A 14,458-nucleotide genomic window follows, 5' to 3' on the forward strand; every position below is an offset into this window, starting at 1 on the left:
ATGTAGACAGCGACCTGTTACACGAGGATCTGTCACTTCTGAAAAATAATTAGAGGTATTCATTTTGCAATGATAAACTTTTTAGAGGAATTTTGGTGCGGTCGCCCTGATAAATGATCGTAGATTTGTATTAATGGAACGAACTATTCTTTACTTTTGTCAGCAGAATATAATTACATAGCAAACATTTAATAATATGAGCAATTCATTCAAGCCGGCAACTTTGTGTGTGCAGGGTGGCTGGCAACCTAAAAAAGGAGAACCTCGCGTTCTGCCTATCTATCAGAGTACTACCTTTAAGTATGAGACCAGCGAACAGATGGCGAAACTGTTCGATCTGGAAGAGAGTGGTTATTTCTATACCCGTCTGCAAAACCCGACCAATGATGCCGTTGCATCCAAGATCGCCGCTTTGGAAGGTGGTGTGGCAGCGATGCTGACTTCATCGGGACAGGCCGCCAACTTCTTTGCCTGTTTTAATATCTGCGAAGCCGGCGACCATATCGTAAGCGCAACCGGCATTTATGGCGGTACATACAATCTGCTGTCCGTTACCCTGAAAAAGCTGGGCATCGAATGTACATTCATCGACCAGGATGCCAGTGAAGAGGAGATCAGCAAGGCGTTCCGCCCGAATACGAAGTTATTGTTCGGTGAAACGATCTCCAACCCGGGAGTGATGGTACTGGATATTGAAAAGTTTGCCCGTATCGCTCACAAACATGGCGTTCCATTGATCGTCGACAATACATTTGCCACACCGATCAACTGTCGCCCATTCGAATGGGGTGCCGATATCGTTACGCATTCTACGACCAAATATATGGACGGACATGCGACTGCCGTCGGAGGTTGTATCGTCGACAGCGGTAACTTCGATTGGGAAGCGCATGCCGACAAATACCCGGGTCTCTGCCAGCCGGATGATTCTTATCACGGCCTGACTTACACAAAGACATTCGGGAAACTGGCATATATCACTAAGGCTACCAGCCAGTTGATGCGTGACCTGGGTTCTATCCAGTCTCCGCAAAATGCTTTCCTGCTGAACCTGGGACTGGAAACATTGCATCTACGCATGCCGCAACATTGTAAAAACGCACTAGCCGTAGCTAAATGGCTTCAGAATTGCGACAAAGTAGCCTGGGTAAACTATCCGGATCTGGAAGGAAATAAATATTACGAACTGACAAAGAAATATCTTCCGAACGGTTCATGTGGCGTCCTGTCATTCGGCTTGAAAGGCGGACGCGAGGTATCTATCAAATTTATGGACAGCCTGAAACTGGCTGCTATCGTTACTCATGTGGCCGATGCCCGTACTTGTGTGCTTCATCCGGCAAGCCATACGCATCGCCAGTTGACCGACGAACAATTGAAGGAAGCCGGTATCGCTCCGGACCTGATCCGTTTCTCTGTCGGCATCGAAAGTGCGGAGGATATCATTGCGGATATTGAGCAGGCTTTAAATCAGTAATCAATAGTTATTCAACAGGAAATCGTATTGTATAGAATACGGTTTCCTATTAAACATAATGAACTCCGTTTCCGGAAGCTAATTAAAAACAAAACCCCGATGGTATTGAATACCGCCGGGGTTGTTTTTTGTCCATTTCCTCCCTTCGCAGGGATACTCATGGATGAACTTTATTTTATTTTTATTACTAAAATTACGCTTCCAATCTGTTCGCCTTCACAGGCTACTTGCCCTTCCCCATAGGGGAAAGGCAGAGAAGCTATTTTCTATTTAATTATTCTTTAATTCTTATTTTACGATTGCTTTAACAGCAGCTTCGCCTTCAACAGCTACAACTACGATACCTGCAGGAGCAGAGATAGTTGCTTCGTCAGAAGAAAGAACTGTGCTAGCAATTGTCTGACCAAGAACGTTGCTGATAGTAACAGTCTTATTAGCAGCACCCTTGATTGTGATGTCACCGTTACCAGCGATTACAGTTACAGCAGAAGTAGAAATTGCTTCGTTTTCTGTAGCTATATCTTCTTTATTACCCTGTTCAACATTGAAGATCAAAGCATCATCAGCACCAGTAATCTGATCAAATGAAGATTCTGAACCATCCAAAGAACCTGACAATACGATACAACCGTTCTGCATCTTCAACCATTGTCCCTTAGTCGGAGCAATATCTTTATCGCCTTCAGCTTTCTGAGATTCCATCAAGAATGCACGATCTTCTTCATTTTCCTTAGCAGCCTTTTCAGGATCTACAAAACGCATTGACCATGTTACTGCTTTGTGGTTGTCTTTCTGTAAGTTTACGATATACTTTTCTGCATATTTCTTATCTTTTACAGCTTGTTTGATAACAGCAGTATCGAATGTAGCTAATGTTACATCTGCAAAACGGCCTGTCAAAATGAATAAGCTATCACCCATATGAGCAGCTTTCACGAAACCAGCACGAGTGTAACCTTTCCAAGCATAATCAGCTTTGTTAGCTGCATTATTTACAGAGTCTGCGAAGTTAACCAGATATTCACCCATGTGGAACGGAGCCTTACCAGCTTTATCGTGAGGACAGTTTACAGGACGAGTACCACCATTTGCTACAATTTCTTTACATACAGGACACATTTCACCCGGTTCGAATGCCTGATCCATACGGTTAATAGAGATCAAATATTGCGGTTTGATAGCACCATTCCAACGATTTACGAATGCTGTATCAACGATAAATGATTTACCATCTTTTGTAAAGTCAGGAGTATAGATACCTAAGAACTTGATACCATCAACCTTGAAGTTTTCGTTTGCTTCTACCTGTAAATACTCTTTACGATATTTTTCTACAAAACGTAATGTATCGGGAGCATCAGGAGTTTCTTCATTGCCTTCCAAAACCTTAGAGTTGAAACGACGATACAAAGGAGCACCATAAGGAGCAACCAAGAAAGAAGAAGTTCTTACCTCGCTGATAACCTGTTGTTCAATGTTGCATCTAATGTTTCGTCTGCAACACCAGCTTTACCATTGATATCATCTGCAGTTGAAGCATTTACATCAAATGTAACCAAAGCATAGAAACTGTTCTTTGCGTCATCGCTTGCACGCTTAGCATAGTTATTTTCTTTGAAGTAGAAAGGAGTAGCTGTAATATCGTTTTCTTTAGAAATTACATATTTATGTTCTACATTCTGACCGAACTTCAAGTTACCCTTTGCAGAAGGAGAAACCATTGTATAAGACTGTCTCTTCAATTGTTTCAAATCTGCAACACGATTTCCAGTAGCAGGAACTGCATAACCATAAGCTTCTTCAACGCCAGCTGTTAATTCAAACGGAATAATACCATCCATTACAACTAACAGAGAGTCTGTTGCCTTACCAATATATTTATCGCTTACATACGGATTAAAGTAATTGAATGTATAACGATTAACCTTCAACTCATTTGCTGTAAGTTTTTTATAACCAAGATTTTCATTACCTAACACAGCTTTATCTGTAATCTGTTCGAATACTAAAGAGTCAGTAGCTACCAGATCATCAAAAGTAGCAGCTGTATAATAGTAGGTAGCACCTCGTTCTTATACAATTGAATAGCATTTGCATTCAATCCTGCAAATTCACGGTTGATAATTTCTACAGATGATTTGTCTGCAAAATAAGAAAGAGTATTATTTTTCAATACAACCCACTGATAAGCAGGCATATTAGCAACGCTCTGTTCGTTAGCATCAACAGTTACCCATTTTGCATCATCACCGTTATTATAGATCGGAGATGCTAAGTACTGACCTTTTGAGTTCTTAATATAATACAAACCGTCAGCAACAGATGTTTTATAGTCGCTAGCTGTTGCAGGATCAGAAACTGCGAAAAGCAAGTTTTCCTCTACCAATGTAGCAGAAGTAGGAGTTGCTGGTTTAAAGAATGTCATTACTTCAGTTGTCGGAGTCAACAAGATGCTTGACAAAGTACAATAATCAGCTGCTGCATGAGGAGCTCCGGTCAAAACCATAGCTGTAGCCCACTGTGAACCAGTTGCATTACCTGCTTCATCATACGTAAATCTTGAACCATCTTGTTTGATTGAAACAAAAACGCTGTCTTTAAACAAATCTTTTACAATCTTAAAATGGTTAGGAACAGAAGCTGCAGTAGTTTCACCTGCTTTCAGTTCTTTACGAGCCAATTGATAAAGATTATCTTTATTCAAACCGGTAGCAACATGAACAGCAGTATCTACACGCAGATACTTTTTAGTACCAAGTTCTTTCAAAGCAACATAACCTCCTGTGATATCTTCAGCCTGGAATTTAACGCCACTGATCATATCAACTTTCAGATCCTTTTTCTTTGGAGTTAAAGTGAAATACAGACCATTAGTACCACCGTCCAAAACATTCAGATCATCTTTTGTCATTGCTACTGTTGTCGGTTTAGTTGCTTGAATAGTCAAGGCTATAACACCTGTTGCCGGTTTTGCATTAGCATACTTATAAGCAAAAACAGTACCGTCTGTAGCAGTAGCCAAAGCCATTGTTGAGTCAACAGACAATGCATAAGTTAATGCTTTAGGAGCTTCCAACTCATTTGAGTAAGAGTTTGCAACCCATCCCCAAGCCATACTCTGACCTGTTAATAACTGACCTGTTGCAGGTGCCGTTACTGCACCATTTTTATCAGCAACAACAGCAGTCTTCGGATCGAATGTAATAGCCAAACCTGTAGCTTTATTCACCAAGGTAAAGTGATTTGAATTTGTTGCACTGGCAGTGATTGTCCACAAAGCATTGTTATAATCTGAAGTCAGATCATTCGCAACTTTTAATTTACCATCTACAACCTGAAGATTTTTACCTACAACAGTAGAACCATCTGTCGTTGTAACCGCTGTTCCGGAAGCATTCAAGGCATAAAATCCCTTTTCAAGCTTTGATACCTGATCCGCATTAACCTGCGCATTAGCAGAAACGGATCCAACCAGCAAAACGCTGGCTAAAAGCGTAGAAAACTTTTTGTTCATAATCAAAAATTTAATATTAATACTAAGTAATTTAAAGTTCTATCTAATAATACCGGTCTTATCTACCGGCTTTTCATACGATCGTCAAATACTTCAGCAAAAGTAAACAATAGTTTTTTATCCACAATTATTTTCATTGATTTTTTTATCAGGTCATATCCTTTCTTATCAATTGAATACGATAGTTTGTACAAAATCGGGGATAAAAATGACAAACCTTATTTTCCTTTCCCATTTCCGGATTATAACTAGGAACATGAAAAGGGAACCCAGATAAGGAAAGCTATAAGCAAGCATTATAAAATGTACACGTACATTAATATTATATATAAACTAACCGGAATAAATAATGGCGAAGAGCCATTACCGCTTTAACGCAATAAAAACTTATCACAAAAATGCGATACCGGTTAAATCGAAAATGTCTTCGTCACCCTATACACCCAATGCATAGACAAGCGATGCCAAACGGATGATGGCATCTCCTCCATCAACAAATCTTCACGGAATTCACGCAGGATTAACCAATCCGCCTGCTGTACCCAATGGCGGAATACAGGATTCGGCTGGTGGGTTTCTGATAAATGCAGCAAAGCATCCAAATCGAAGTGCTCGGCCACCGTACCCGCTCCCGACAAAGATGCATCATAAGCATTACAGGCCTGTTCAATATGGGTTGGAATCATCAGGACAGGCTTATCCAGATACATCGCTTCGCAAACAGATTCGAAACCGGCTGTCGTTGCATACGCTTTGGCATTTGCCATATAATAGCCGTTACACGGGTGAAAAACTTCAACAAAGATAAAGAGACTGCATTCAGCTTGGGAAAAGAGAAATCAGGATGCAGAAAAAGATACTGGTGAGCAATGCAAACCATCATCGCTTTCGGACGGCAAAACAAGTAAGTCAGTCCCGTCAACAACTCATAAAAATTGATTACCACATCTGCACCTGTATCCTTTATCATCCGGTTAATATAGTGTATACTAGCCGTATATTTATGCAGTCGCAATACATTATATCCTATACTTTTCAGCAAATTAACCTGCTTATTCTTTGCCGTAGGCAGAAAGTTCGGACTTTCAAAAGAATAGACCGGTGCATTGATTTTCTCCATAAAGAAATCAGGGATACGACGGGCCGGACTTTTCCCGACAAGCACACCGACAACCTGATGGCCTTCGTCTGCCAGCTTCTGCCGGAGAGACAAGGCTTGTGTCAGATGACCTCTACCCTCCCCTTGTATGATAAACAGCATTTTCATATCACTTCAGCATATAATACAGGTTTTGAAACAGATTCTTCCTCCATATCGTACTCTGCCTTATTGTAAGTCAGAATATTCCATTCTCCTTGTTCATTTTCAACCAGGGCAGTCATGCTTTCCACCCAATCGCCGGAATTCAGGTAATGAACATTGCCGTACCGAACATTTGCCGCCTGATGAATATGAACGCAGATAATTCCGTCAAGGCGTTTGACCTGTGCCAGTTTTACCAGAATCAGACGGTCGCAATCAATATGTTTAAGGAAATTGGTTACTTCTTTCGTCCTGGAGTGTTCAGAACCCAGGTGAATGTCAGAAAGCACAACGGTCGGATAATATTTTCTTAGTTTCATACGTAAGATATTTACACTACACAAAGAAACGCAACCGCTGTTACAGCATTGCAACAACTGTATGAAGATGCTTTTTCTTTTTCCACCGTAAATGCTTACATTTGCCTTTTCAAATTGAAACATAATCATTTTATGGATATTAACTCCCTCCCTGAGAGAGCTAAAAAAGTAGAGAAGGAAACAAAGACTTTTTTCAAATCTATCAAGAAGAACCGTCACCGGGAACTGGACGACACGATACATGCCATTCACCAGGAGGTATTCGATTCTATCAATTGCCTGGACTGCGGGAATTGCTGCCGAACATTGGGACCGCGCATCACAGACCGTGATATCGAACGGATTGCACAAGCCTTGCGTATCAAACCACACGAAGTCGTTCAACGACATTTACATATCGACGAAGATAAGGAGTATGTATTCCGTTCAATGCCTTGCCCCTTCCTGGGAAGCGACAATTATTGCAGTATTTATGAGGACCGTCCGAAAGCCTGCCGGGAATATCCGCATACGGACCGGAAAAAGTTCTACCAGATACATGCACTGACAATTAAGAATGCAGAGACCTGCCCGGCAGTATTCCATACGTTAGAGCAGTTGAAACAGGAGTTTTAAGGAAAAAACGACTTGCGATACCAGCTAAAAGAAACAAAAAAGGCATCCCCCAAAGAGGATGCCTTATAGTTAGATACTAATTTATTAATCAATCTTCTGACTGAGTAGCTTCGTAAGCCTTCAACAGCTTATCCTGTACATCTGACGGTACAAGTTCGTAAGCAGAGAACTTCATTGTGAATGAAGCACGGCCACCGGTAATAGAACTCAAAGAAGTTGAATAGTTGGACATTTCTTTTAAAGGAACTTTTGCCAACAACTTTTCAAAGCCTTTTTCACTGTTCATACCCATAATGATGGCACGGCGTCCTTGCAAGTCGCTCATTACATCACCCAGATAATCACCCGGAACGGAAACTTCTACATCATAAACAGGTTCGAGAATCTTTGGACCAGCTTCTTTAAAGGCAGTACTGAAGGCATTACGACCGGCCAACATGAAAGAAATTTCATTACTGTCTACCGGATGCATCTTGCCATCATAGACAATGATGCGCACATCACGGGCGTACGAACCGGTCAACGGTCCCTGTTCCATACGTGCCATAATACCTTTCAGAATAGCCGGCAAGAAACGGGCATCGATGGCTCCACCAACGATACTGTTAATAAATACCAGCTTACCACCCCAGTCCAAATCAATAGTTTGCGTATCACGTACGCTAATTTTATATTCTTGTCCGCCGAAACGATACATATCCGGAGCCGGCATACCTTCATAATAAGGTTCTACAATCAAGTGAACTTCACCGAACTGGCCTGCACCACCGGACTGTTTCTTATGACGATAGTCAGCACGGGCAGCCTTTGTAATGGTTTCACGATACGGAATCTTCGGTTCAAGATACTCAATCGGCAGCTTATCATTATTTTCAATTCTCCATTTCAACGTACGCAAGTGGAATTCTCCCTGTCCGGAAACGATAGTCTGTTTCAATTCCTTAGACTGTTCGATAACCCATGTCGGGTCTTCTTCACGCATACGGTTCAGGATTTCCATCATCTTTTCCGCATCCGATTCGTTAACCGGCTTAACGGCACGGCGGTATTTCGGGTCCGGATATTTGATAAAGTCGAATTTATAATCACATCCCTTACCATTCAGGGTATTACCGCGACGTACATCTTTCAGCTTCACTGTTGCACCGATATCACCTGCCACCATTTCAGACACTTCGTTACGAGTCTGTCCGGCTACGGAGAATAACTGTGCGATACGTTCTTTCGAACCACGGTCGGCATTCAGTAAATCGTCTCCTGCTTTTACTTTTCCTGATATCACTTTAAAATAGGAAACCTGGCCGATATGCGGCTCTATAGTAGTCTTAAAGAAGAACAGACTTGTCGGGCCATCGGCTACAGGAGTAACCTCCACGCCGTCAGTTGTTACCGGACGAGGCATCTTGTCGGTACAAGGAACCACATTTCCAAGGAATTCCAACGTACGGCGAACGCACATATCACGTCCTGCACAAACGCAGAATACCGGGAACATACCGCGGATAACCAAACCGGCACGGATACCGGCACGCATATCGTCTTCACTCAATGTGCCTTCTTCGAAGAACTTTTCCATCAGCATATCGTCATTTTCGGCAGCTGCCTCAACGAGCGCTTTGTGAAGTCCCATGCTTTGTCCATTTCTTCTGCCGGAATTTCCAGAACGTCAGGCACACCGCCTTCGGGTTTCCAACGATACATCTTCATTTTCAATACATCGACAACGGCATTGAAAGATGCTCCTGTACTAACCGGATACTGGATAGGAACAATCTTGCTACCGAACTGGTCTCTCAGCTGGGCAATTGTTCCGTCATAGTCCGCTTTATCGTTATCCAACTGATTGACAACGAAGATAACGGGTTTATGAAATTGTTCTGTATACCGGAACTGGTTCATTGTTCCCACTTCCACACCATACTGGGCATTCAACACCATCAGTGCCGTATCGGTAACGTTCAGGGCTGAAACAGCTCCACCGATAAAGTCGTCCGAACCCGGACAATCGATAAAGTTCAGCTTCCTGTCTTGCCACTCAACACTGAAAACGGTTGAGAACACTGAGTATCCATACTCTTTCTCAACCGGGAAATAGTCGCTCACTGTATTTCCTCCGTCTACAGAGCCACGACGTTTTATAACTCCACCCTCGTAAAGCATTGCTTCAGCGAGAGTGGTTTTCCCAGAGCCCGAACTTCCCAAGATAGAGATGTTCTTAATTTCGTTTGTTTGGTATACTTTCATGATATCAGGTATTTTGAGTTTAACAATAAATATCATTACGTGAATTACTCACGAGGCCGCAAATTAGAGAATGTACAGGAAAAAAACAATTATCTGCCCCGTGTTTGAGAACTATGTTATGTAACAGGCCTATGAAATCAGAGATAGATTCACTACTTTTGCCATTAAATATATGTATAATATGGCAGGTCTTTATATCCATATTCCCTTTTGTGCAAAACGTTGTTTGTACTGCGATTTTTTCTCCAACACGGAGATGAAGTACAAAGAACCGTACCTTGCCGCCGTGATCCGTGAGTTGGAATTACGCAAGGAGTATACGGATGGCGAACCTGTCGAAACCATTTATTTAGGTGGCGGGACCCCCTCCCAACTGGAGGCGAAAGATTTCGACCGTATATTCAATGCCATCCACCGGCTTTTCGATGTAAGCCATTGTCAGGAAATCACCCTGGAAGCCAATCCGGACGATATGACACCCGAATATGTAGCCTCCCTGCGCTCACTACCCTTTAACCGTGTCAGTATGGGAGTACAAAGTTTCAAGGAAGAGGACCTCCGCTTGCTGAACCGTCGCCATAACCGGGAACAGGCCGTGCGAGCAGTCGAGTTATGCAAGGAGAACGGTTTATCGAATATCAGCATCGACCTGATATACGGCCTGCCCGGACAGACAGTAAAAGAATGGGAAGCCAATCTCGACACCACTATCCGGCTCGACATTCCACATATCTCCGCTTACCATTTAATATATGAAGAAGGTACGGCTTTATATAAACTAAAGGAAGCCGGAAAGATTTCTCCCGTAGAAGAAGAGGTCAGCGTAACCCTTTTCACCTCACTGATAGAACGGCTGACGGCAAACGGATATCAGCAGTATGAAATATCCAACTTTGCACGTCCCGGAATGCTCTCCCGCCATAACAGCTCGTACTGGACCGGCAGGAAATACCTGGGGATAGGTCCGTCCGCCCATTCCTATAACGGAATAAGCCGACAATGGAATATATCCTCACTCCCGGCCTATCTCCGGGGAATCGATAGCGGTTCACCCGACATAGAAGTAGAGGAACTGGATTTAAACACCCGCTACAACGACTTCATTATCACCGGACTTCGTACCATGTGGGGAGTCAGTTTAGTTGAAATTCAAAGACAGTTCGGAAAAGAGAAACTTGCCTACTGTCAAAAGCAGGCAGCCCCTTACCTTAAACAGGGCCTGCTTATTCAAAAGGGCGAAACTTTACTCCTTTCCAGGGAAGGGATTTTTATCTCCGATGGTATCATGAGCGACCTTTTATGGGTCTAATTTTAACAAAACAGCCCTCCGAAACAACGAAATGCGGGGTTATTCGTACAAATTCTGCACATTTTCACGATTTTTGAGAAATAAATTGTACAACATATAAAACTATTATCTATATTTGCCCTGTCAAAAGCTGCAAATAGTGCCATATTTATATATAATATCAGGTTGCAACGGAGCAGGGAAAACAACGGCTTCCTTTACAATACTTCCAGAAATGTTGAAGTGTAAGGAGTTCGTGAATTCCGACGAGATAGCCAAGGGGCTTTCCCCTTTTAATGCAGATAGTATCGCCGTAGCTGTAGAAGCAAGTCGTATTATGTATAAGCGCATCAAAGAACTCATCGCAGCCGGTGAGACTTTTGCAATGGAAACTACGCTCGCCACCCGATCAGTCGCAAACCTGATCAGGGAAGCACAAAGGGAAGGATATTATGTGACATTGTTATATTTCTGGTTGAATACGCCGGATTTGGCAGTGGAACGGGTAAAAATGAGAGTGGCTGCCGGTGGTCATAACATACCGGAAAGTACTATCCGTCGCAGATACGAGGCGGGTATTCACAATCTTTTTGAACTATATATCCCCATTAGTGATTATTGGATGATAACAGACAATTCTATGTCTCCGATGGAAGTAATCGCCAAAGGATTCAAGAATGAAAAAAAAGAGATATATAATTCGGATATTTACACTAAACTTGAACATCATGAGTGAACAAGAAGTAAGAGAATTTGAAGAGAATATAGTTAAAGGAGCCAATATAGCTTTTCAACGCTTAGTTAACCAGAAAAAGAAAGAAGACGGAGAATTAGTATTCTCACGTAACGGATATATTTTCCGCGTAAAAGCAGCTGAACTTGAAAAAGGCATGTTTTAATTATATCAGAATATAAAAAAAGCGAGTGATTGTATCAATCATTCGCTTTTTTTATGGCTTTAATCCCATCCCGGATAGCCAGACGTTCACATCCAGCTATCTGGAATTCAGATTTCTTTCCTATTATTCTACCAAATCCATCTCCTCCAGCAGATAGCCGGCTCCGGCATATTTGTCGATCAGGAATAAGACATAACGGATATCGACGATGATACTGCGCTGATAGTCCGGTAAGTACTGGATATCGCCGCCTACACCTTCCCAGTTACGGTCGAAGTTGATACCGATCAGTTCGCCGTTCGCATTCAGGACAGGACTGCCGGAATTACCTCCGGTAGTATGGGTCGTTGCACTGAAGGCTACCGGCATTCGTCCGTCGGGCATCTGATAGCGGCCGAAGTCTTTGGCTTCATAAAGCGCTTTCAGGCGGGACGGTACAACAAACTCCCAATTCGTTGAATCTTCCTTTTCCATCACACCGTCCAGAGTGGTCTGGCAGTTATAATAAACGGCATCCTTCGGACGATAGCCTTTCACCTGTCCATAGGTCAGGCGCAGAGAGAAATTGGCATCGGGGAAATTGGCTTTATCCTGATACATTGCCAGCAATCCTTTTACATATTCTTTATGAGCCAACGCATATCCGGAATCGAAATCGGCCAGGGCGGCATTCAGATTCGCTTTCTCCTCCTGCACGGATTTGGCAAACAAGATCATCGGGTCCTGCTCCAAGGCTTTCACGGAAGGACGCGTTTTGAACTTATCGAAGTTCTCTTCGCTTCCGTAGATAGATTTATCAAACAGGTAATCGACAAAACGGTCTACATCACCTTTGAATTTCTTGTCAATCAAAGAGAAATAAGCAGGCTGGGACTTTGCGGGAACCAGGCGGCGGTATTCTTTCAGCATGACCTTTGCAATCTTCTTGTCTACTTCCGGGGCATAATCCTTATCGGCAAAACGATGGTAAGCCATATCCAGCAGACGGATTTGTTTCTGTTGCTCGTTGCGGTCTTTTCCTCTCAGGGCATCACTGACGGACTGCACCTCTGTCGGTACTTTTGCAAATTCAATCCCACGCAGGATAGCCTCATCCAGCATCCAGCTACGGAAACGGAGGTCTTTCCGGTCGGAAACTATCTGTTCGAGGGTCGATAAGGCTTCCGGGTAGCTTGATTCGTTATTCTTTTGCGCCCAGGCAATCAGACGGTCTTGTTCTTCTTTTTTTACCTGCTCGAAGTTACGTTTCTTTATTGCCCAGTTGCTTCCGATAGCATTCTTATAGGCATTAGTCGAACCGGCATATTTGCTGGCGTACTGAATACGGACAGATGGGTCTTTCAGCATCTCGTCCAACATGACTTCCTGGCGAAGGTTACGGATATTGATACGAACTGTATTGTCTATGTCGCGACGTTCGGCCACCTCCCAGGAGGTATAGTACTTGTTTGTGCGGCCGGGAAATCCCATCATCATGGCATAATCGTCTTCTTCAACACCTTTGACGGATATTTTAAACCAACGCTTCGGACGCAGCGGGACATTCGATTCGGAATATTCCGCCGGATTACCGTTCGCATCGGCATAGACACGGAAGACGGAGAAGTCGCCGGTATGACGCGGCCACATCCAGTTGTCGGTATCCGCACCGAACTTACCGACAGATGAAGGAGGAGCACCGACCAGGCGGATGTCGGAATAGATTTTCTTCGTGAACATATAATATACGTTACCTCCGTAGAAGGCTTTAATCTCTACTTCCGTACCGGGATTATCCTGCAGGAACTTTTCTCCGACTTTGGCTTTCGCCAACCCGTTCAGGTATTTCGGGGAAAGGAAGTTCATGCTTTGCGGGTCTGTATCTTTCTCCAGTTCTTTCTTTACATAGTCGGTTACATCTTCTATCTTGTCGATGAAGGTGACGGTCAGTCCGGGGTTCGGTAATTCCTGCTCACGGGTTGTCGCCCAAAAGCCATCGGTCAGATAATCATGCTCCAGCGTACTGTGTTGTTGTATCTGGCCGTATCCGCAATGATGGTTTGTCAGCAACAGGCCGTCCGGCGAAACGATTTCACCTGTACAGCCTCCGCCGAAGATAACGACCGCATCTTTCAGGGATGCGGAATCAGGACTGTAGATATCGTAATCCTGCAATTTAAGTCCCAGCGCCTGCATTTCCGGAAACTTCTGCTGCTGGAGTAACGGAAGCAACCACATGCCTTCGTCCGCAACAGCGGGCAATGACAGGGCGGCGGCCAGAACGGATAATAAGATTTTCTTCATGGTGTTTTATTGTTTAAATTATTATTATTTCTTTGTCCATTGGGAATAGGGTTCCTTAGTCAGCATCGAGTTGTAATATCTACGGTCGCCACTGACCTCTTCCCCTATCCAGTCGGGTTTCTCAAACGGTTCATCTTCGGAGGCCAGTTCTATTTCGGCCATAACCAGGCCTTCGTTGGCTCCGTGGAAGACATCGACCTCCCAGGTATGTTTGCCGACGCGAACCAGATGGCGCACTTTGTCGATAGCTCCCGGTTCACAGAGGGTCAGAAGCTGTTCGGCATCCGGCAAAGGAATCTCCTGCTCAAACTCGTAACGGCTCAGGCCTTTATCATCGGAAGGGCCTTTAATGGTAAGAAAACCTTTCTCACCTCTTATACGGATACGCACCGTACGACCGGGCTGCGAACAAATGTAGCCTTGCACGATACGCTGGGAATCGCAGACTTCTTTAGAGAAGTCTCCCTTTACAATGAATTTCCTTTCTATTTCGGTTGCCATAGCTTGTTGCTGTT

The 14,458-nt window shown here is 43.5% G+C and carries 11 protein-coding genes and 2 pseudogenes; 5 read left to right on the forward strand and 8 right to left on the reverse strand.

The features are described from left to right. Positions 1 to 196: 196 nt before the first annotated feature. Entirely contained in the window at positions 197 to 1,477 is a 1,281-nt protein-coding gene (locus DXA15_RS05875; RefSeq protein ID WP_128133427.1) for an O-acetylhomoserine aminocarboxypropyltransferase/cysteine synthase family protein, read from the forward strand. A 288-nt stretch (positions 1,478 to 1,765) separates the two neighbouring features. On the opposite strand, the gene DXA15_RS05880 is transcribed toward DXA15_RS05875, so the two are convergent. The 5 genes and pseudogenes from DXA15_RS05880 to DXA15_RS05900 form a co-directional block, all read right to left on the reverse strand. Then, positions 1,766 to 2,911: a DUF6383 domain-containing protein gene (locus tag DXA15_RS05880; RefSeq protein WP_128133428.1), complete on the reverse strand. Its 1,146-nt coding sequence runs from the start codon at positions 2,909 to 2,911 to the stop codon at positions 1,766 to 1,768. A 14-nt stretch (positions 2,912 to 2,925) separates the two neighbouring features. Next, entirely contained in the window at positions 2,926 to 3,456 is a 531-nt protein-coding gene (locus tag DXA15_RS05885; RefSeq protein ID WP_128133429.1) for a hypothetical protein, read from the reverse strand. Between the two features lie 41 nt (positions 3,457 to 3,497). After that, entirely contained in the window at positions 3,498 to 4,991 is a 1,494-nt protein-coding gene (locus DXA15_RS05890) for an RICIN domain-containing protein (RefSeq protein ID WP_128133430.1), read from the reverse strand. Between the two features lie 410 nt (positions 4,992 to 5,401). After that, a pseudogene (locus tag DXA15_RS05895) lies at positions 5,402 to 6,258 on the reverse strand (glycosyltransferase family protein). After that, the gene (locus DXA15_RS05900; RefSeq protein ID WP_128133431.1) at positions 6,255 to 6,614 is read right to left on the reverse strand and encodes a hypothetical protein; all 360 of its coding nucleotides are present in this window, start codon (positions 6,612 to 6,614) and stop codon (positions 6,255 to 6,257) included. Before DXA15_RS05900 ends, DXA15_RS05895 begins: the two are co-directional and overlap by 4 nt. A gap of 132 nt (positions 6,615 to 6,746) precedes the next feature. Here DXA15_RS05900 and DXA15_RS05905 point away from each other — a divergent pair, with 132 nt between their 5' ends. Further along, entirely contained in the window at positions 6,747 to 7,229 is a 483-nt protein-coding gene (locus tag DXA15_RS05905; RefSeq protein WP_007654842.1) for a YkgJ family cysteine cluster protein, read from the forward strand. Positions 7,230 to 7,317: 88 nt separating this feature from the next. On the opposite strand, the pseudogene DXA15_RS05910 reads toward DXA15_RS05905, so the two are convergent. Further along, positions 7,318 to 9,473: pseudogene (locus DXA15_RS05910) on the reverse strand (elongation factor G). Between the two features lie 181 nt (positions 9,474 to 9,654). Between DXA15_RS05910 and hemW the strand changes: the two are divergent. From hemW to DXA15_RS25455, 3 genes are all read left to right on the forward strand, one after another. After that, positions 9,655 to 10,782 (forward strand): radical SAM family heme chaperone HemW, encoded by a 1,128-nt coding sequence (hemW, locus tag DXA15_RS05915; RefSeq protein ID WP_128133432.1) that lies wholly within the window; start codon positions 9,655 to 9,657, stop codon positions 10,780 to 10,782. Positions 10,783 to 10,921: 139 nt separating this feature from the next. After that, positions 10,922 to 11,497 carry a zeta toxin family protein gene (locus DXA15_RS05920; RefSeq protein ID WP_199676228.1) on the forward strand — a complete coding sequence of 192 codons (576 nt, stop codon included), beginning with the start codon at positions 10,922 to 10,924 and terminating at the stop codon, positions 11,495 to 11,497. Next, positions 11,490 to 11,660 carry a hypothetical protein gene (locus DXA15_RS25455; RefSeq protein ID WP_007654848.1) on the forward strand — a complete coding sequence of 57 codons (171 nt, stop codon included), beginning with the start codon at positions 11,490 to 11,492 and terminating at the stop codon, positions 11,658 to 11,660. Before DXA15_RS05920 ends, DXA15_RS25455 begins: the two co-directional genes overlap by 8 nt. Positions 11,661 to 11,783: 123 nt before the next feature. On the opposite strand, the gene DXA15_RS05925 is transcribed toward DXA15_RS25455, so the two are convergent. Then, the gene (locus DXA15_RS05925; protein ID WP_046145343.1) at positions 11,784 to 13,943 is read right to left on the reverse strand and encodes a S46 family peptidase; all 2,160 of its coding nucleotides are present in this window, start codon (positions 13,941 to 13,943) and stop codon (positions 11,784 to 11,786) included. Positions 13,944 to 13,967: 24 nt separating this feature from the next. After that, positions 13,968 to 14,444, reverse strand: coding sequence for a CYTH domain-containing protein (locus tag DXA15_RS05930; protein ID WP_010802001.1), 477 nt, complete (start codon positions 14,442 to 14,444; stop codon positions 13,968 to 13,970). Positions 14,445 to 14,458 lie beyond the last annotated feature (14 nt).

Source organism: Parabacteroides sp. AM58-2XD, assembly GCF_003463685.1.
Lineage (GTDB): Bacteria > Bacteroidota > Bacteroidia > Bacteroidales > Tannerellaceae > Parabacteroides > Parabacteroides segnis.

What these genes read in the sequence shown, in the direction of transcription:
- DXA15_RS05875 (WP_128133427.1), top strand. Translation starts at nt 197, where the DNA reads ATGAGCAATTCATTCAAGCCGGCAACTTTGTGTGTGCAGGGTGGCTGG.
- DXA15_RS05890 (WP_128133430.1), bottom strand. Translation starts at nt 4,991, where the DNA reads ATGAACAAAAAGTTTTCTACGCTTTTAGCCAGCGTTTTGCTGGTTGGA.
- DXA15_RS05900 (WP_128133431.1), bottom strand. Translation starts at nt 6,614, where the DNA reads ATGAAACTAAGAAAATATTATCCGACCGTTGTGCTTTCTGACATTCAC.
- DXA15_RS05905 (WP_007654842.1), top strand. Translation starts at nt 6,747, where the DNA reads ATGGATATTAACTCCCTCCCTGAGAGAGCTAAAAAAGTAGAGAAGGAA.
- hemW (WP_128133432.1), top strand. Translation starts at nt 9,655, where the DNA reads ATGGCAGGTCTTTATATCCATATTCCCTTTTGTGCAAAACGTTGTTTG.
- DXA15_RS25455 (WP_007654848.1), top strand. Translation starts at nt 11,490, where the DNA reads ATGAGTGAACAAGAAGTAAGAGAATTTGAAGAGAATATAGTTAAAGGA.
- DXA15_RS05925 (WP_046145343.1), bottom strand. Translation starts at nt 13,943, where the DNA reads ATGAAGAAAATCTTATTATCCGTTCTGGCCGCCGCCCTGTCATTGCCC.
- DXA15_RS05930 (WP_010802001.1), bottom strand. Translation starts at nt 14,444, where the DNA reads ATGGCAACCGAAATAGAAAGGAAATTCATTGTAAAGGGAGACTTCTCT.